The organism is Corynebacterium tuscaniense DNF00037 (assembly GCF_000759055.1).
GTDB lineage: Bacteria > Actinomycetota > Actinomycetes > Mycobacteriales > Mycobacteriaceae > Corynebacterium > Corynebacterium tuscaniense.
On sequence record NZ_JRNG01000013.1, the window covers coordinates 23,610 to 39,818 of the forward strand.

Below are 16,209 nucleotides of genomic sequence, written 5' to 3' on the forward strand. Positions count from 1 at the left end.
ATTGTGTCCGGCTTAACAAACGCGGAACATTCCGTTAGTTCTTCAGAGCTAGTCGAGATACAGCTTTCCGCGGTATTCCGGGTGCATGAGGTTCTGCTTGCTTAGAACCTCATTGAGAGTCTCCTCATCCAACAAGCCCTTCTCCAACACGATCTCGCGAACACCACGACCGGTTGCGGCAGCTTCCTTGCCCACCACGTCACCGTTGTGGTGACCAATGAATGGGTTGAGGTAGGTGATAATGCCGATGGAGTTGTCCACGTAAGCCTGACACACATCCTCGTTCGCAGTGATTCCCACAACACACTTCTCACGCAGAGTGTGTGCGGCATTGCCCAGTAGATCGATGGACTCGAACAAGGACTGTGCAATGACAGGCTCCATGACGTTGAGCTGCAACTGGCCAGCCTCCGCTGCCATGCTCACAGTGAGGTCATTGCCGAAGACCTTGAAGCACACCTGGTTGACCACTTCCGGGATCACCGGATTGACCTTGGCCGGCATAATGGAAGATCCAGCCTGGCGCTCCGGCAGGTTAATCTCATTGAGGCCAGCGCGTGGGCCGGAGGACAGCAGACGGAGGTCGTTGCAAATCTTGGACAGTTTCATCGCCGCGCGTTTGATCGCGGAATGCGCCATCACGTAGCTGCCGGTATCAGAGGTAGCCTCAATCAGATCTGGTGACGTAGAGATAGGCAAGCCAGTGACCTCACGCATAGCGGCCACGACCTGGTCACGGTAGCCACTCGGCGTGTTCACACCAGTACCAATAGCGGTGGCGCCAAGGTTGATCTCCAACAGGTTCTCCGCAGCGCTCTTCAGGGTGCGCTGCTCCTCCGCCAGGTTAGAGCCAAACGCGGTGAACTCAGCACCTAGCGTCATCGGCACCGCATCCTGGAGCTGGGTGCGGCCCATCTTCAGAATGTCCGCAAACTCGTCGCCCTTCTCACGGAAAGCCTGCTGCAGCTTGTCAAATTCCTCAATAAGCCCCTGCAGTGCGTGGTACAGGCCGAGGCGGAAGCCAGTTGGATACGCATCATTAGTGGACTGGGACATATTCACATCATCATTGGGGTTAATGATGTCGTAGCGCCCCTTTTCGTGGCCCAGTGTCTCCAACGCGAGGTTGGCCACAACCTCGTTGGTGTTCATGTTCACCGATGTACCAGCACCGCCCTGGAAGGCGTCGATGGGAAACTGATCCATGCACCGACCATCATTCAAAATGAGGTCACATGCTGCGATGATCGCGTCAGCCTTATCCTTAGGCAGAGTGTGCAGCCGGCGGTTCGCCGTCGCAGCGGCTTTCTTCACCATGACCATGCCACGAACAAAGTCCGGTAAATCCTGCACTTTTGTAGAGGAAATGTGAAAGTTGTCTACGGCGCGCATCGTATGCACGCCGTAGTACTTGTCGTTGGGGACTTCAATCGTCCCGAGGAGATCTTCTTCAGTTCTGTAGCCCATAGGGCCAAGTATTCCACATTTTAGATACGCGCGATACGCAGTTCAGAGGCAAGAATCGCTTCCGCGCCCGTTGCCGCAAGCCGATCCATGAGCAGGTTCGCTTCTTTCCGCGGAACCATTGCACGCACAGCAACCCAGTTCTCTCGCTGCAGCGGTGACACGGTCGGACCAGTCAATCCAGGGGTGATTGCGACTGCTGATTCGAGGTTCTCGCGCGAAATGTTGTAGTCAAGCATGAGGAAGTTGTGCGCAGTGAGAATGCCCCGGATGCGGGAAAGCACAACATCATCGTTCGCGGTGAGTTCACGACCTTTCCGCTTGACGACGACAGCCTCACTCTTCACAATCGGCTCCCCAAACGGGACCAACCCCTGCTGACGTAGAGTTGCACCGGTGGACACGACATCCGCAATCGCATCAGCAACTCCAAGTTTGATGGCAATTTCCACCGCGCCATCCAGGCGGATCACCTCTGCTTCAATTCCACGCTCCGCGAGATAGTCAGCTGCCAGGTGAGGATAGGAGGTAGCAAGGCGCTTGCCGTGCAGGTCCTCTACCGTCCATGTTTGGTCAGCGGGCGCCGCGAAACGGAAGGTCGAGCCACCAAACCCGAGGCTGAGTACTTCTTCCACATCCGCGCGGGAGTCCATCGCCAGATCACGGCCGGTGATGCCGAGGTCAAGATGACCGCCAGCAACGTAGATGGCAATGTCTTTCGGACGCAGGAAGAAAAATTCGACGTCATTAGCTTCGTCGACAATATTCAGCGCCTTGGAAATCCCGCGCCCTTTGTAGCCGGCTTCCTTGAGAATCTCAGTGGCGGCTTCTGACAGGGACCCCTTGTTGGGAACAGCAATCTTGATCATGGTGGCGGTATTTTCTTCTAGAGGTACTTATAAATGTCGTCGGGAGTGAGGCCACGAGAGACCATCATCACCTGCGCCCAATAAATGAGCTGGCTCATTTCCTCAGCGAGCTCCTCATCAGACTGGTATTCGGAGGCAATCCAAACCTCGCCAGCCTCCTCGATGATCTTCTTTCCAATAGCATGCGGGCCCCTATCCAGAGCCTCTACGGTGCCGGAGCCGGCGGGGCGTTCGACGGCTTTGGTGGATAGTTCCGCGAAGAGTTCATCGAAGTTTTTCACGCAGATCACTCTAATCTATTGCGAGGTTGCAGCGCTGAACCGGCCATACACCCACTTCGCATCAGCACCCACAAATTCTTGTGGATCCATGGGCATGACCCCGTCGGGCACTTTTTCTGCCAGCCCCAGGACCACGCATCCTGCAGCCGCGGCAGCGGTCATCCCCGCCCAGGAATCCTCAAAGACAAGGCAGTCGCTGGGGTCCTGCCCCACCGCTTGAGCCGCTGCTAAATACATGTCAGGGGCCGGTTTCGGGTTGGGCACCTCATCACCAGTCACAGAACCACAGAAAAACTCGCGCCCCACCGCGTCAATACAGCGGTCCGCCAATTCACGTTCGGTGTTAGTGGTGACCATCATAGGGGTGCCGTCGGCAAGCAATGATGCGAGCAGCTCACGCACTCCCGGATTCGGCTGAAGGTCGGCTGACAACAACTCCCCCATGCGCGCATACATCCATGCGCGGTAATGCTCACAGTCGCCTGGCTGCAGCTCCACGCCCGCCCACTTGGCGCACACGCGCAATGTGTTGGCGAAGCTGCCACCAACGGTCCGCTCACGCTGTTCAGCATTAAGCCGGCGCCCTAATTTCTCCGAAAGCTCGTACGTGGCAATGCCCCACAGAGGCTCCGTATCCACCATCGTGCCGTCCATGTCCCAAAAGATGGCGGCAGGCCGCGCGCTACTCAAGCTCAGGCAGGGAATTCAGGGCTTCCTCAGTAGCACCCGTTGCCGCCGCCGCACGGTAAGCGAAGTCCTGCAGGTCGGCTTTTTCTTCTGGTTCGAGCACCGCATCAGCATGTTGTGCGTTGAACTCGTGCAGGTTCGTGAAAAAGGGCTCCACCACAGCATTCAGCTTCTCCGCGCCAGGGTCAGCATCGACCAGGTCAAGCGTGTCAAGATACATCTCCATGAGTCGCTTCAAATCAGGCAGCACTGCCGGATCAAACGGCTCATCCCACAACTCCTTGTCGTCCTCATTGAGGTAAGAGCCGGTAGCAAAGGTGGTCAGGTCATCGATGAACTCGTTGACATCGTCCTGAAACTGTTCGCGGATGGTCATACCAGCTATTGTTGCCCAGATTTAGTACAGCTGCACGCCAAGCAAGCCATGGACCGCGTCCGCGATCAATCCCTCGTAGTCACCGGGTGCGCCGTCGATGATCTCAAGGGCTAGCGGCGTGTTCAGATCATCAGCCAAAGCAGCACGCAGCTTATCGACGACCCCCAGAGCCTCCTCTTCACTCACTTCTACCGAGAGCGCCTCCCGCCATGTGGCGAGACGTTGCGCAGCGACATCAAGAGCCTCATAGGAGAAATCACGATCCTGGCGGTAGTGACCCGCAAACACAGCAAGACGAATCGCACCTGCCTCATGCCCGGCTTCGGTGAGCTTGTGCACGAAAACGAGATTGCCCAGGGACTTGGACATTTTCACCCCATCGAGGGCAATCATGCCGGTGTGCACGTAATGCTCTGCCATGCGGTCCACCCCGTATGCCGATTCCGCATGGGCAGCGGAGAACTCATGGTGTGGGAATGCCAGGTCTGATCCACCGCCCTGGATGGCAAAGCTATGGCCTAAACGGTTCGTTGCAATGGCCGAGCATTCGATGTGCCAGCCAGGGCGCCCTGCACCAAAGGGTGCCTCCCACGATGGTTCACCCGGACGGTGGCCACGCCACAACAGAGCATCGAGCGGGTCCCGCTTTCCCTCACGGTCTGGGTCACCGCCACGCTCGGCGAAGAACTCCTCCATTCTGGCGCGATCCAGGTTGGATTCGTAGCCGAACTGCTCTGTTGCGGTGATCGGGGCATAGATATCGCCGTGGTCGAGCTGGTAGGCCTTGCCATCATCGAGAAGCATCTGCACCATCTCAATGACTTCACCGACGGATTCCATGGCACCAATGTAGTCACGCGGCGGGATGACAGACAGAATCTCCATATCGCTGCGAAACAGATCAATCTGGCTGGTGCCCAGCTCCCGCCAATCCACGCCGTCACGCTCCGCGCGCTCGAACAGCGGATCATCCACATCCGTGATGTTTTGCGCATAGATCACCTTGTGGCCATTAGCCAGTAGCTGGCGGTACACCAGGTCAAAGGCTAGGTACGTAGCCGCATGGCCCAGGTGCGTCGAATCATACGGAGTTATGCCGCAGACATACATGCCCACTTCCCCATCGTGCACTTCGACTGCCTTCACCCGCTGGTCAGCAGTATCAAAGAGGGACAAAGGGACCGGACTACCAGCAACGGTAGGCACAACGGGGTAAGGCCAAGAACGCATGGGGGCCAGCCTACAAGCTGAATCGCAGGTGCGTGTCCAGAGGGGGCGCTAGAGTCACCGGCATGAACACTCGTACCACCATCACTGCGTTGAGCACCACAATCGCCCTCATCGCAGGCATCGTTCCGGCCGTAGCAGCAGAGGACGCAGAAACTGCTCAATCGTGCCCAGTGGTACACATCGTCGTGGCCTCCGGAGCACATGAATCAACCACGACTGATTCCCCGCAAAACATACGAGGATTTGCACATGGTGTTAATTTCGCTGCTGAACTGCAAGACGCATACCCGGGAACAGTGAGCGCATGGCAGTTGCCCTACTCATCCTCCGTGACCGTCATGGGATCCGCACTGGACAATCGCGCCCTCACGGAACGTGACAAGGGCTACCTACCCTACGGTGCGTCCCGCGCAGAGGGAGTACGGCTCACCTCCCAACATATGTCCGAGTTCGTAACCCAGTGCCCCGAGGTCCAGTTCATGCTCGCCGGGTATTCACAGGGAGCATCTGTCATCGGTGACACTGTCGCAGCCATCGGCCGTGGCACAGTCCAAGGTGTAAGCGTGGATAGCATCCTCGGCACTTACCTCCTTGCGGATCCAGGACGCTCGCGGTTCACTAATGAAGAGGTACTGCTTCAGGACGGCACACGGGGGCTCCGCAGCGCCACCGGTGAAATTCTCGTTCCCGTCGATCAAGGCACGCCACCGGCTACCTACGATGGACTCACTGGTCCTCGCTCGGATGGTGCTTTTAGTCCATTCGGTGACCGGGTCATGTCCTTTTGCCATCCACTTGATCCGGCATGCGCAACTGCCACGAATCGTCTCCCGCAACGTCTGGGCCAAACGCTCAATCAATGGGAAGACACACCAGACCACACCATCGCAGCCAAGGACGCTTTGCTAACCCCAAAGGTGCTCAGTGCCCTATTCCTGGTCAGTCTTCCACTGCTTATTCTCACTTCGTTGGGGTTCTACTCCCCTATTCCAGGTCTCATCGACTCGGTTTCGGGCATTACTGGTCTCAATGCGACCCAAAGCGCAGCGTTACGTGCACTGGCCAGTGAAGTCACTGTGGTCGGTCGTGTGGCCAAGACCTACGACCGGGAGCAATCCTCGAATACCGGACCAGCTATCACGCCTCCCGTTCCCGAAGTAGACAAACTCTCCACCGACGGAGGGAGCTCCCCGGCTTCCCGTTTAAGCAGTGTTGCCGTCTCGCAAGGACTCAAAGGGAGCTATCATCTGCGCTATTTCACGAAAAACACCGCCAACGCCGACGGTTCCACCAAGGATGGTGCGGGGCCATTCACCGTGGGCGGGAAAATCGTGGATAAGTGGATCCACGATGACATGGAGTTGCGGATCGTCGGCGCATTGGCTGCTAAAGAACAGCCCCTCCTGACGCATCCATGACCCCGGTGGCCAGCAGAATCATCACGATAATGCCCAGCGGGATGCGGTACGCAGCAAACCATGCGAAGGAATGGTGGGATACGAACTTGAGCAGCCACGCGATCGACGCATAGCCAAGCGCAAAGGCGATGATGGAGCCCACGAGGAGCTGACTTCCTGATGCCGCCTGACCGGCTTGAGGTGCGAAGGCATCCGGCAACGAGAACAACCCCGAAGCCAACACCGCTGGGATAGCAAGCAAGAAGCTAAAACGCGTAGCCACCTCACGGTCCAACCCACGGAACAGGCCGCCTGAGATCGTGCCACCCGAACGTGAGACGCCAGGAATGAGCGCAAGACATTGCCACAAGCCCATGGCAATGGCATCCTTCATGGTCAGTTCGTCATACCCCCGTGTCTTCTTGCCCACGCGCTCCGCGAAAATAAAAACAAAAGAAAACAGGATGAGCACCGCTGCGGTGATCCACAGATTACGGAAGTTCTCGCGGATCAAGTCCTTGAGCAGCAGACCGGCGACCGCGACAGGAATCGTGCCCACGATGACCATCCAGCCCATCCGGTAATCAAAACCACGCTTCTCCGGGTTCAACACGCCAGCGAACCAACCGGTGAGAATCTGCCAAATTTCCTTGGCAAAAAACACCAGAACGGCAAGCTCCGTACCCAACTGGATCACCGCAGTGAAACTCGCGCCCGCATCTTGCCCCCAGAATAATTCGGAGACAATACGCAGGTGACCGGAGGAGGACACGGGCAGAAACTCCGTGAGCCCCTGCACGATTGACAAAACAACCACCTGGGTCCAAGACATGGCTTCAGGGGCGACTACTACTGGTGCACTGAGATCCATCACGGTGGACACCCTACAACCGCGCATCGCCATCGCTGGCACGGCGCGGCGTGACCAGGTGAGGTTGATAGGCTTAAGCGCGTGAAAGCTCTCCGTCTTGTACCCCTTGCCGCTACATGTCTGCTTCTTGCTGGGTGCTCCCCCGCAGTCCAAAACAAAACCGAAGACGTGCTGTACATGGGTAACGCCGAACCGGCTGAATCTCCTGCCACATCTGACCCGGATGGGGAAATCATTCCGTCGCCCGCTATCACAGATATTGACACTACAGGGGGCATTTTGGGCGTGCGTCTTGCAGACGCACTGCAGGTCGGTGACCTCGCAGCTTTCCGCGATCAGAACACTCACACAATCGACGTCGATGCGTCTAGCGGTGATGTTTCCGCGAATGCCGGTTTTTTCGCCATCGTCCACCCGAATAACAACGAGGTGGAGCTTATCAGCGCAGCGACGGGCAAATCCGTCGAACACATTCCCGTCGGCGACGACATCACGGTGGCTGCCCCATTGACGGGGAACAACGTCATCACCGGCTCTGACTCCATCGAACGCGTGTGGGTGTACTCCAAAGACGGTGCAGAGCAAGACACGTTCAAGGTGGCACGCCCCTCCGATTACATCCTTGCCCAATCGCTTGATAGTGAAGACCGGGTCGTGCGCGTGAACCGTTTCGACACGACGATTCAGGATCTGCATATGGATGAGGGAAGCCAGGGAGGCACCCTGCGCGTAGGTTTCGGCGTGGGCAAGGTTGCGTTCGGTGAAGATGGAGTAGTCCTTGCCGCTGATGCCACCGGCGACAGGTTGTTCATATACACCACCGATGAGGTCATACGTCTGCATCAGATGGTTCCCACCGACGGCCGCCCCTGGGCAGTTGCTTGGGATAGCCAGCGGAATCTCGCGTGGGTGACATCCACCGCCAATAACACTGTCGTTGGCTACGACATCTCTCAGGGTGTGCCCCTGGAAAAGATGCGTTTCAAGACCGTGACGGCCCCCCAAAGCCTTGTCGCGCTTGACGGCGGCACTCTGGTCATCGGCTCCGCAACCGGTGATGGCCTCCAAATAATCAACCCTGGTAACGAGGCGAAGGAGTAACCGCCATGCGCCCTTATGACATCCTGCTCAGAGCAATGTTCCTCATCCCCCCAGAGCGCATCCACGGAATTTTGAGCACCGCTTTCAACGGTGTGAGCCGCTCCCGTACGGCCAGTAAGGCACTGAGTCGCGTCCTACCCCACCGCGATCCTGTCCTTGAGCAAGAAGTCTTTGGCGTGCAGTTCCCGGCACCACTGGGTTTAGCAGCAGGCTTTGATAAAAACGCCACGGCCGTCAACGCTTGGTCGGCACTTGGCTTTGGCTACGCCGAAATGGGCACTGTAACTCCGAAGGCTCAGCCAGGAAACCCAGCTCCGCGACTCTTCCGCCTGCCTGCGGACAAAGCGATCCTCAACCGCATGGGTTTCAATAACCAGGGTGCCCTGGCTGTCGCCCGCAACCTGGAGCGACGTCGCCCCGGCAACGTTGTGGGTATCAACATTGGCAAGAACAAGACCGCTACCGATGCTGTGGCGGATTACCGTTCGGGTGCTAGCCTGCTTGGTCCTCTCGCGGACTACGTAGTGGTCAATGTTTCCTCACCGAACACCCCGGGTCTGCGCGACTTGCAGGCAATTGAGCAGCTCCGTCCAATCCTCTCCGCGGTCAAAGAGGCCACAGACACCCCTGTCCTGGTCAAGATCGCCCCCGACTTGAGCGATGAAGATATCGATGCCGTGGCGGACCTGGCCATTGAGCTAGAACTTGACGGCATCGTGGCTACGAACACAACTATCAGCCGTGAAGGCCTGAAAACGAATCCCGTTGAGGTTGAAGCTATGGGCGCTGGTGGTATCTCTGGCGACCCTGTCCAGGCGCGTTCACTGGAAGTGCTCAAACGACTTCACTCGCGTGTGGGCAAACAGATTGTCCTCATCAGCGTGGGAGGTATTTCCACCCCGCAACAGGCATGGGAGCGCATCGCAAATGGTGCCAGCCTCTTGCAGGGCTACACACCATTTATTTACGGCGGCGTTGGGTGGATTAACGGCATTCACCGCGGACTTGCCCAACAGGTACATGCGCACGGCCTGACGAACATCAGCGAAGCCGTAGGCAGCGGCCTGGAGTGGAAATACTAACCACTAACTCCCTATGCCGGGCTATATCCCGGCATAGGTTATTGGGCGATGGAACGACGCAACACGAGAGCGCACAACACCGCGGCACCTGCCCACAAGACCAACCAATACGTCTGAGTGACAAACAGTGCTGTGTCCGGAATGAACAGCGACACGATTATCAGTAACGTCGCTAGCAGCTGCGCCGCAAAGCGAGTGCGGGTGCCTTTACCATCGGGGGAGATAACCACAAACGCGCCGAAGAGGAGCGCGGCGATACAGATCAACACCGTTGCCGGCGTGAATGTGAAAAGGGCATTACCAGCAACGAATGCGATAACAGCCAAAATCACCAAAACCACAGCGAGGGCAATAAATGCCCCGCCAGCGCGCATCTGAATCGGAACCATTGTACAGATACTACCTGGCGGGGCATGGCAGCGCGGGATAGTTCGGGATGGTTAGGGAAGTTAAGGGCACCGATGGCCTAGTTTTCGTCCCAACCCCAGATGATCGCGCGACCTAAGGAGTGGAAATTCAAGTTGAAGCCCAACTGGGTGGGGTTAGCCACACCACCTTCCGGCAAAACAGTATCCACCGCGTGCACAGCGAACAGGTAACGGTGGGGGCCGTGCCCTGCCGGCGGGTTGGAACCGTAGTAGCCCTTGACACCGGAACAACCGGTCAACACTACCGCCCCTACACCGAGGCCCTCCTTTGAGCCGGCATCGGTGGGCAGCTCAGTTACATCCGCCGGAATATTGAATGCCGCCCAGTGCCAGAAACCAGAAGCCGTAGGGGCATCCGGGTCAAAGCACGTTATGGCAATGCTCTTTGTACCTTCCGGCAGATCAGACCACGCCAACTGCGGGGACACACCCTCATCGCCCCGCTGAGCGACAGGGAGCTGCTCCCCGTCCATCACGTCGGTGGAGGTCACAGGAAACGCCGGCACATCCACGAGTGGTGCGTATGGATCAGGCCCTGGGAAACGATCAGATACATATGAAGCAGTCATGGTTCCTTTCTACCGATGAACTGACGCCCTGGCCACGAATTGAACAAATAACATCCGCGGGATTCATGGTTTGTAATGGCGATTTGCCGGACCACAGAACAACAACCTATAGTTCTACGAGTGCCCAGCCTTCACGGCTGACAACACCCAAAGCCCGGGTGGCGGAATGGCAGACGCGCTAGCTTGAGGTGCTAGTGTCCTATTAACGGACGTGGGGGTTCAAGTCCCCCTCCGGGCACGACCTGTCACCCCTCCGGAGATCTTCGGAGGGGTGACATTCTGTCTAACCCCCAGTTTGGCCCCACGGTACAACCGAGGAAAGATTGAGCCGTGAATTTTCGTCAGATGAGCTCACGCACTAAAACTTTGCTCGTGATAGTTGTCGCTGCGTTTTTCATCGCTGCGTGGATGCTTATCGACGTCCCCTCCTTAACCCAACTCCGCATCTGGTCCGACCGCACTGGGCCATGGTTCCCCGTTGTGTTCTGGCTAGCCTATGTGTTCATCACCCAGTTCCCTATCCCCCGGACCCTCCTGACCGTCTCTGGAGGCGTGCTTTTCGGCGCTGTTAAAGGAATACTTCTGGCGCTCACCGCGACGACAGTGTCCGCAGTCGTCTCGCTCCTCCTCGTGCGCTTCCTTCTTCGGGATTGGGTGGAACCACGGCTGACCCACCCGTCTGTCCAGCGCATCAACCAACGCTTGGAGCAACGTGGGTGGCTCGCAATCACGAGCCTGCGCATGATCGCTGGCATCCCGTTTTCCATCATGAACTACGCCGCAGCGCTCACTCGCGTACCCGTCGTACCCTTCGCCATCGCAACCTTCATCGGTTCCGCGCCAGGCACGATCCTGGTCACCATGTTCGGCGATACCCTCACTAGCCGCCCCGATCCCATCTTCATTGCCATCATGGTGACACTCGCCATTATCGGTTGCGGAGGCTTGCTTATCGACGCCACAACACCTCTCCGTCAAGCCCCGACCGTAGACAAAGCCTCATAGCGTCTACACTGTCCCACATGATTGCCGTCCATGCCCGCTACCGTGGCAACGATTCTCGCCGCGCGGATCTTGTTAAACGCTCCGCCGAGGCACTCGCCACCCTTGACGGCGTAGGGCACTTCGACGTCGTGGGCGTGGAAGATATTCGCACACACGTCGCTGATGCGGAGGCGGCCTGCATGCTCGTGATGGCACTACTTTCCGATGGCAATTGGGCCGTCGGCATCGGCATCACCCAAACAGGCCCCGCCATCTACGCCGCGAGCGATGCGGTTGGGGTAAAAGCAGGGACGGTTGGGGTAGTCGTCGAAAAGCAACAGCCCGGCACTGATGCAGCAGACATTGCTTCGACCTTTGCTCTACTTGGCTACGTCCTAGCTAAGCGCACGGTTGAGGGCCGCGAGGCAACCGCACTCGTGAGATCCGGATTTAATCAGAACGAAGCGGCAGCGCAGCTCGGCATTTCCAAACAGGCCATGAGCCAACGCCTGCAAGCTGCCGGATGGCACGCTGAGCAGTCGGGTTGGCAGCTCGCCGTGAACCTGATGTCTAGAGCTGCCGGGGCTCCTCAGTAGAAGGCTGCGCAGGCTGCTCAAAGTTGGGCTGCTCCCAGCCAGACTTCTCCTGCGGTTCCTCGAGAGCCCCATCAACCGGCTTATTCGCCACAGCGCGAGCCTCCGCCACAGCTTTGGCTATCTCCGGATCGGAAGACATTTCGAACCACTGGTCCGTGTCGTCTTGGGAAGCAATCTCTTGGGCCTGGGGGTCAATCTGCCCCGGCTCGTAGCGGAAGACACCATCATCGTCCTTCTTGGCAAACGCCTTAGCAAAGCTTTCCAGCGAATCACCAAACTGGGACGGGATCATCCACATCGAAGAACCATTGCCCTCGGCGATCTTAGGCAGCTTCTCCATGTACTGGTAGGCCAGCAGCTCCGGCGTGACGCCGGAGGACTTGATCGCGGCGTTGACCTTCTGGATCGCGCGGGCCTCACCCTGCGCCTCCAGGAACTTCGCGGCGCGCTCACCCTCCGCGCGCAGGATCGCTGCCTGGCGCTCAGCTTCAGCCGCCAGAATCGACGCGTGCTTCTCACCCTCAGCAGCCAGAATGCGTGCCTGCTTCTCACCCTCAGCAGTCTTAATATCAGACTCACGGCGTCCCTCTGCAGTGAGAATCATTGCGCGCTTCTCACGGTCAGCCTTCATCTGCATCTCCATCGACTGCTGGATCGATGGTGGCGGATCAATTGCCTTAAGCTCCACACGGCTGATGCGCAGTCCCCACTTGGCCGTCGCAGCATCGAGCTCACCGCGGAGGCGGCGGTTGATGGTCTCACGCGAGGTCAGGGTCTCTTCCAGGGTCATACCACCCACAACGTCGCGGAGCGTTGCGGTAGAGATCTGCTCCACACCCACGATGTAGTTATCCACTCCGTAAATCGCGCGGGCAGGATCGTTGATTTGGAAGGTCACCACCGTATCGATGGCCACCGTCAGGTTATCCTGCGTAATCACGGCTTGCGGCGGGAACGACACGACACGCTCGCGTGTATCCACACGCTCACGCACCCTATCGACGAATGGAACCAACAACGTTATTCCACCCGACACGGTGCGGGTGTAGCGCCCCAACCGCTCAATAACCGCTGCTTCACCCTGCGGGATCAGCGCGATAGCGCGGAAGATCACCGAGATGATGAAGATGAAGAGGACAACTAGAAAAATAGTTGCTGCCATAGCTAGTCCTTCCAAACGACTGCAATAATTCCGTCAATGTCGGCGACCGTCACATGATCCCCAGCCGGAATGGTGCGGGCGGGGTCCACCGCGCGGGCGGACCAAATCGAACCATCCAAGCGCACTTGCCCACCAGTCGGCGTGATGTCCTCCACAACGACTGCGCCCTTGCCGACGAGTGCCTTCGGCGAGGTATCCAACTTACTGGGGGTCAGATAACGTCGGTGCAAAAATGGGCGCAAGAACAAGATGAGAGCGGCAGACGATAGGCCGAAGATAACCAATTCAGCCCATACAGGAAGACCGAGTAGTGATGCGCCCGATGTCACCAGTGCACCACTGGCGAGCATAAGAAAAGTAAACTCGCCGACCGCAAGCTCAAGGCCAGCGAGCACTAACGCTCCTATTAACCAAATAACTGCACCCACGGCAATAACTATACCGACTACAAGTCAGCCTTACTCAGATCCGGATTAGTAACAAAGTCAACCAGCCGCTCCACCGCTCCGATGAGCGTATGGTCCACATCTCGGAACGATTCCACAGCGCTGTACACACGATTCCAGCCCTCCCGCGGATCAGACCAGCCCAAACGTTGGCAGATGCCCGTCTTCCAGTCTTCGCCTTTTGGGACCTCTGGCCACGCGCGCATGCCGAGTCGTTCTGGCTTCACCGCGGCCCAAATATCCACATATGGGTGCCCCGTGACCAACACGTGTGGCCCCACGCCCTCAACCAGGCGGGACTCCTTCGTTCCCTCGATGAGGTGGTCAGCCAGCACACCGATGCGCCGGCCAGGTCCCGGCTGAAACTCCGCAAGGCGCTCCGGAAGATTGTCTAAGCCCTCAAGGTATTCCACGACCACACCCTCAACCCTCAGGTCATGGCCCCAAATCTTTTCGACGATCGCCGCATCATGCACGCCTTCCACCCAAATCCGCGACGGCATAGCCACCTTTGCCCGCACATTATCCACCCTGCGGGAACCTGAATTGGATCTCTTCTGCACAGGCGCAGCAACCGGTCGCGTCAACGTCACTCGCTGGCCTTCCACCAAAAACGCGCCGGGCAAAAGCTTGAACAGGCGTTGGACCCCACGCCGGTCTTCCAGCCGCACAAAGTCTCCGTCGTACGTCCTCTCGCAGCCGATGACCGCACCAACGAAATCATCGCCGAAAACCTCCGCAACAATGTCACGTGTCGCCGGCACTTCCGGGAAGGTGCGGGGTTTGTTGCGTGCATGGCCTGCAAAAATATCGCCTGAGTACGGGTCGGTTGATCTCATAGTGGACCACAGCGTATCCGATATACTCTCCCAAATGAGTACGCGCGCCGAAGTCTTCTCCCCACTCCAGAACACTGCCGTATGGTTGTCCTCCTGGCTGTGCGGGCATGAGTCAACCGACAACGTCATCTCGGCACTACAAGATCTTGGTGGGCCGCATTATTACCACGACGAAGCATTAACGACGCTTCTGCGAGACATCCGTGAAGCCACCAACCTTAATGAGGAAGGCCCTGCAGTCCGCCTGATTCTTTCTGGCCCCGGTCAGCCCGCGGAGCTGCCTGCCGGCTCCCCAGCGGCTGCTGCACTCACCGAAACCGGATCAGCGGCCCTCGCCCTTCGCGGCTATGGCGGCATCACCCACATTCTGATTCCCTGCTACACCCCCGAGGGCACCACGTGGCGCTGGTTTGAGGAACACGCCCGTCTGCCCGAACCCGCCTGGCTCAGCCCCGGTGAAGCGGACGCTTTACTCTCCCAAGCAACAACAGAAGCCGCCGAGCTCATTCGAGCTACTGGCGGCACCAGGGCAGATCTTCCCGATCCCCGGCTCACTGTTGGTTCTTTAGCCGATTTCTACGACACGCCCGGTTTGCCAATGTCCACCACCCCGCGGGCCGCCAAACTATTTGCACGAGCGGACCGGGTAGCGGCGGTGATTGAGACTGTCGTCGATAAGCTGGGCGATCACTCTTTCGACCCTCAACTTTTCAGTCTCTGGCGTCACATCCGTACAGCACGCATGGCTGGAGTTGCTGATGCGGTGCTGAATTACCAGCAGACTAGCTAACGCAGCAGTCCGGTTTACAAGGCGCACCGTTACGCGTGCAGCCCTGCACGGTGACTGTCGAGAGTGTCTCAGGCACACTGCGGGCGGCAGTTTTCTCCACAAGGTCAAGGATCAGGTTGGCAAACTCCGGCTCCAACCCGACAGTTGCGGTACGCGTGAGTGTCATACCGCGCTCCTCACAAGCCTCTTTGAGTTCCGTGTCGAGGTCCCACACAACCTCCATGTGATCCGTGATGAAGCCGACAGGGACACAAATGATGTGTTTAATCGAAGGATCTGACGCATGAAGTTCTTCGGTACGGTCCACGACATCCGGCTCAAGCCACGGTGTCGCGGGATTACCGGACCGTGACTGCCACACGACCTCATAGGAAGGCACGCCCGCCGCTTCAGCAATGAGGCGGGAGGCTTCCTCTACCTGGCGCGAATAAAGATTTGAATCCTTGGATCCGCCAGACGCATCATCAGCTGCGTTGGGCACTGAGTGAGCAGCGAAGAGTACACGGGTAGAGTCCTGATCAGCTGACTCCCAAGCCTCGCGCACATGATCAGCCATGAGCTTGACGAAGATCGGATGTCCGTAGAACTGCCACAGCTTGGTGAACTCAATATCACCGTGGGAGTCACGGAGCTTCGTGATGTCCTCATCGTACTGACGGCACGCAGAATAGCCACCCCACGCGGAAGTAGCGAACACTGCCACCTTACGGTGACCGTCCGCCTTGATCTTCTCCGCAGCCTCTTGTGCGAAAGGGTGCCAATTACGGTTACCGAAATAGACCGGAAAAGACTCCCCGCGACGCGCGATCTCCGCCTCTACATTGCTGATGATCGTGCGATTCTGATCATTAATCGGGCTCACACCTCCGAAGTGGAAATAGTGTTCACCGACAGCCGCAAGACGTTCGCGCGGTATACCCCGACCTCTCGTTACGTTCTCTAGAAATGGAATAACCTCGTCCTCCCCTTCGGGGCCACCGAAAGAAAGAACGAGGAGTGCATCAAAATCACTAAACGACATGGACGCTAGTCTAGAT

The 16,209-nt window shown here is 57.9% G+C and carries 19 protein-coding genes and 1 tRNA gene; 7 read left to right on the forward strand and 13 right to left on the reverse strand.

Annotated features, from left to right (window positions below; all coding sequences use genetic code 11):
• Positions 1-48: 48 nt before the first annotated feature.
• The 6 genes from aspA to mshC are packed head-to-tail and all read right to left on the reverse strand — an operon-like array spanning position 49 to position 4,907.
• A complete protein-coding gene (gene aspA, locus HMPREF2129_RS03675) occupies positions 49-1,467 on the reverse strand; it encodes an aspartate ammonia-lyase (protein ID WP_034663321.1) in 1,419 nt (472 codons plus the stop codon).
• A gap of 20 nt (positions 1,468-1,487) precedes the next feature.
• Positions 1,488-2,333 (reverse strand): ATP phosphoribosyltransferase, encoded by an 846-nt coding sequence (gene hisG, locus HMPREF2129_RS03680; RefSeq protein ID WP_034663322.1) that lies wholly within the window; start codon positions 2,331-2,333, stop codon positions 1,488-1,490.
• A gap of 17 nt (positions 2,334-2,350) precedes the next feature.
• Positions 2,351-2,614, reverse strand: coding sequence for a phosphoribosyl-ATP diphosphatase (locus HMPREF2129_RS03685; protein ID WP_034663435.1), 264 nt, complete (start codon positions 2,612-2,614; stop codon positions 2,351-2,353).
• 15 nt (positions 2,615-2,629) lie between these two features.
• Positions 2,630-3,280 (reverse strand): HAD family hydrolase, encoded by a 651-nt coding sequence (locus HMPREF2129_RS03690; protein WP_269544866.1) that lies wholly within the window; start codon positions 3,278-3,280, stop codon positions 2,630-2,632.
• Between the two features lie 16 nt (positions 3,281-3,296).
• Positions 3,297-3,677, reverse strand: a complete 381-nt coding sequence (locus HMPREF2129_RS03695) for a hypothetical protein (RefSeq protein ID WP_034663324.1) — start codon at positions 3,675-3,677, stop codon at positions 3,297-3,299.
• Between the two features lie 21 nt (positions 3,678-3,698).
• A complete protein-coding gene (gene mshC, locus HMPREF2129_RS03700) occupies positions 3,699-4,907 on the reverse strand; it encodes a cysteine--1-D-myo-inosityl 2-amino-2-deoxy-alpha-D-glucopyranoside ligase (RefSeq protein WP_034663328.1) in 1,209 nt (402 codons plus the stop codon).
• A 62-nt stretch (positions 4,908-4,969) separates the two neighbouring features.
• Between mshC and HMPREF2129_RS10575 the strand changes: the two genes are divergently transcribed.
• On the forward strand, positions 4,970-6,325 hold the full coding sequence (locus HMPREF2129_RS10575; protein ID WP_052092668.1) for a cutinase family protein: 1,356 nt from the start codon (positions 4,970-4,972) through the stop codon (positions 6,323-6,325).
• Here the strand turns inward: HMPREF2129_RS10575 and HMPREF2129_RS03710 are convergent.
• Positions 6,294-7,136: an undecaprenyl-diphosphate phosphatase gene (locus HMPREF2129_RS03710; protein WP_034663440.1), complete on the reverse strand. Its 843-nt coding sequence runs from the start codon at positions 7,134-7,136 to the stop codon at positions 6,294-6,296. The genes HMPREF2129_RS10575 and HMPREF2129_RS03710 overlap by 32 nt on opposite strands.
• 120 nt (positions 7,137-7,256) lie before the next feature.
• Here HMPREF2129_RS03710 and HMPREF2129_RS03715 point away from each other — a divergent pair, with 120 nt between their 5' ends.
• Together HMPREF2129_RS03715 and HMPREF2129_RS03720 are read left to right on the forward strand one after the other, a co-directional pair.
• Positions 7,257-8,276 (forward strand): WD40 repeat domain-containing protein, encoded by a 1,020-nt coding sequence (locus HMPREF2129_RS03715; protein WP_156959232.1) that lies wholly within the window; start codon positions 7,257-7,259, stop codon positions 8,274-8,276.
• A 5-nt stretch (positions 8,277-8,281) separates the two neighbouring features.
• The gene (locus HMPREF2129_RS03720; RefSeq protein ID WP_034663339.1) at positions 8,282-9,358 is read left to right on the forward strand and encodes a quinone-dependent dihydroorotate dehydrogenase; all 1,077 of its coding nucleotides are present in this window, start codon (positions 8,282-8,284) and stop codon (positions 9,356-9,358) included.
• 38 nt (positions 9,359-9,396) lie between these two features.
• Here the strand turns inward: HMPREF2129_RS03720 and HMPREF2129_RS03725 are convergent, their stop codons facing one another.
• Entirely contained in the window at positions 9,397-9,747 is a 351-nt protein-coding gene (locus HMPREF2129_RS03725; RefSeq protein WP_034663342.1) for a hypothetical protein, read from the reverse strand.
• Positions 9,748-9,824: 77 nt separating this feature from the next.
• On the reverse strand, positions 9,825-10,355 hold the full coding sequence (locus tag HMPREF2129_RS03730) for a YbhB/YbcL family Raf kinase inhibitor-like protein (protein ID WP_034663345.1): 531 nt from the start codon (positions 10,353-10,355) through the stop codon (positions 9,825-9,827).
• Positions 10,356-10,507: 152 nt separating this feature from the next.
• Here HMPREF2129_RS03730 and HMPREF2129_RS03735 point away from each other — a divergent pair.
• The 3 genes from HMPREF2129_RS03735 (at position 10,508) to HMPREF2129_RS03745 (ending at position 11,935) form a co-directional block, all read left to right on the forward strand.
• Positions 10,508-10,593, forward strand: a tRNA-Leu gene (locus HMPREF2129_RS03735).
• Between the two features lie 107 nt (positions 10,594-10,700).
• Positions 10,701-11,360 (forward strand): TVP38/TMEM64 family protein, encoded by a 660-nt coding sequence (locus tag HMPREF2129_RS03740; RefSeq protein ID WP_052092671.1) that lies wholly within the window; start codon positions 10,701-10,703, stop codon positions 11,358-11,360.
• Positions 11,361-11,377: 17 nt separating this feature from the next.
• Entirely contained in the window at positions 11,378-11,935 is a 558-nt protein-coding gene (locus HMPREF2129_RS03745; protein WP_034663350.1) for a DNA-binding protein, read from the forward strand.
• On the opposite strand, the gene HMPREF2129_RS03750 is transcribed toward HMPREF2129_RS03745, so the two are convergent.
• From HMPREF2129_RS03750 to HMPREF2129_RS03760, 3 genes are read right to left on the reverse strand one after another with little or no spacing between them, the layout of a single operon-like run.
• Positions 11,910-13,097 (reverse strand): SPFH domain-containing protein, encoded by a 1,188-nt coding sequence (locus HMPREF2129_RS03750; RefSeq protein WP_052092673.1) that lies wholly within the window; start codon positions 13,095-13,097, stop codon positions 11,910-11,912. The two genes, HMPREF2129_RS03745 and HMPREF2129_RS03750, sit on opposite strands and share 26 nt — an antisense overlap.
• Before the next feature lie 2 nt (positions 13,098-13,099).
• Positions 13,100-13,525 (reverse strand): NfeD family protein, encoded by a 426-nt coding sequence (locus HMPREF2129_RS03755; RefSeq protein WP_034663351.1) that lies wholly within the window; start codon positions 13,523-13,525, stop codon positions 13,100-13,102.
• A 17-nt stretch (positions 13,526-13,542) separates the two neighbouring features.
• Positions 13,543-14,382, reverse strand: a complete 840-nt coding sequence (locus HMPREF2129_RS03760) for a DUF3097 domain-containing protein (RefSeq protein ID WP_034663353.1) — start codon at positions 14,380-14,382, stop codon at positions 13,543-13,545.
• Positions 14,383-14,416: 34 nt separating this feature from the next.
• On the opposite strand from HMPREF2129_RS03760, the gene HMPREF2129_RS03765 reads away from it, so the two are divergent.
• Complete coding sequence (locus tag HMPREF2129_RS03765) at positions 14,417-15,172, forward strand: hypothetical protein (RefSeq protein WP_034663356.1); 756 nt, start codon at positions 14,417-14,419, stop codon at positions 15,170-15,172.
• Here the strand turns inward: HMPREF2129_RS03765 and HMPREF2129_RS03770 are convergent.
• Positions 15,165-16,193, reverse strand: coding sequence for a ferrochelatase (locus HMPREF2129_RS03770; protein ID WP_034663357.1), 1,029 nt, complete (start codon positions 16,191-16,193; stop codon positions 15,165-15,167). The genes HMPREF2129_RS03765 and HMPREF2129_RS03770 overlap by 8 nt on opposite strands.
• Positions 16,194-16,209 lie beyond the last annotated feature (16 nt).

Coding starts and splice junctions, on each gene's coding strand:
- HMPREF2129_RS03720 (WP_034663339.1), top strand. CDS start 8,282: ATGCGCCCTTATGACATCCTGCTCAGAGCAATGTTCCTCATCCCCCCA.
- HMPREF2129_RS03770 (WP_034663357.1), bottom strand. CDS start 16,193: ATGTCGTTTAGTGATTTTGATGCACTCCTCGTTCTTTCTTTCGGTGGC.
- HMPREF2129_RS03765 (WP_034663356.1), top strand. CDS start 14,417: ATGAGTACGCGCGCCGAAGTCTTCTCCCCACTCCAGAACACTGCCGTA.
- HMPREF2129_RS10575 (WP_052092668.1), top strand. CDS start 4,970: ATGAACACTCGTACCACCATCACTGCGTTGAGCACCACAATCGCCCTC.
- HMPREF2129_RS03740 (WP_052092671.1), top strand. CDS start 10,701: ATGAGCTCACGCACTAAAACTTTGCTCGTGATAGTTGTCGCTGCGTTT.
- HMPREF2129_RS03710 (WP_034663440.1), bottom strand. CDS start 7,136: ATGTCTTGGACCCAGGTGGTTGTTTTGTCAATCGTGCAGGGGCTCACG.
- HMPREF2129_RS03730 (WP_034663345.1), bottom strand. CDS start 10,355: ATGACTGCTTCATATGTATCTGATCGTTTCCCAGGGCCTGATCCATAC.
- hisG (WP_034663322.1), bottom strand. CDS start 2,333: ATGATCAAGATTGCTGTTCCCAACAAGGGGTCCCTGTCAGAAGCCGCC.
- mshC (WP_034663328.1), bottom strand. CDS start 4,907: ATGCGTTCTTGGCCTTACCCCGTTGTGCCTACCGTTGCTGGTAGTCCG.
- HMPREF2129_RS03725 (WP_034663342.1), bottom strand. CDS start 9,747: ATGGTTCCGATTCAGATGCGCGCTGGCGGGGCATTTATTGCCCTCGCT.
- HMPREF2129_RS03745 (WP_034663350.1), top strand. CDS start 11,378: ATGATTGCCGTCCATGCCCGCTACCGTGGCAACGATTCTCGCCGCGCG.
- HMPREF2129_RS03750 (WP_052092673.1), bottom strand. CDS start 13,097: ATGGCAGCAACTATTTTTCTAGTTGTCCTCTTCATCTTCATCATCTCG.
- HMPREF2129_RS03695 (WP_034663324.1), bottom strand. CDS start 3,677: ATGACCATCCGCGAACAGTTTCAGGACGATGTCAACGAGTTCATCGAT.
- aspA (WP_034663321.1), bottom strand. CDS start 1,467: ATGGGCTACAGAACTGAAGAAGATCTCCTCGGGACGATTGAAGTCCCC.
- HMPREF2129_RS03760 (WP_034663353.1), bottom strand. CDS start 14,382: ATGAGATCAACCGACCCGTACTCAGGCGATATTTTTGCAGGCCATGCA.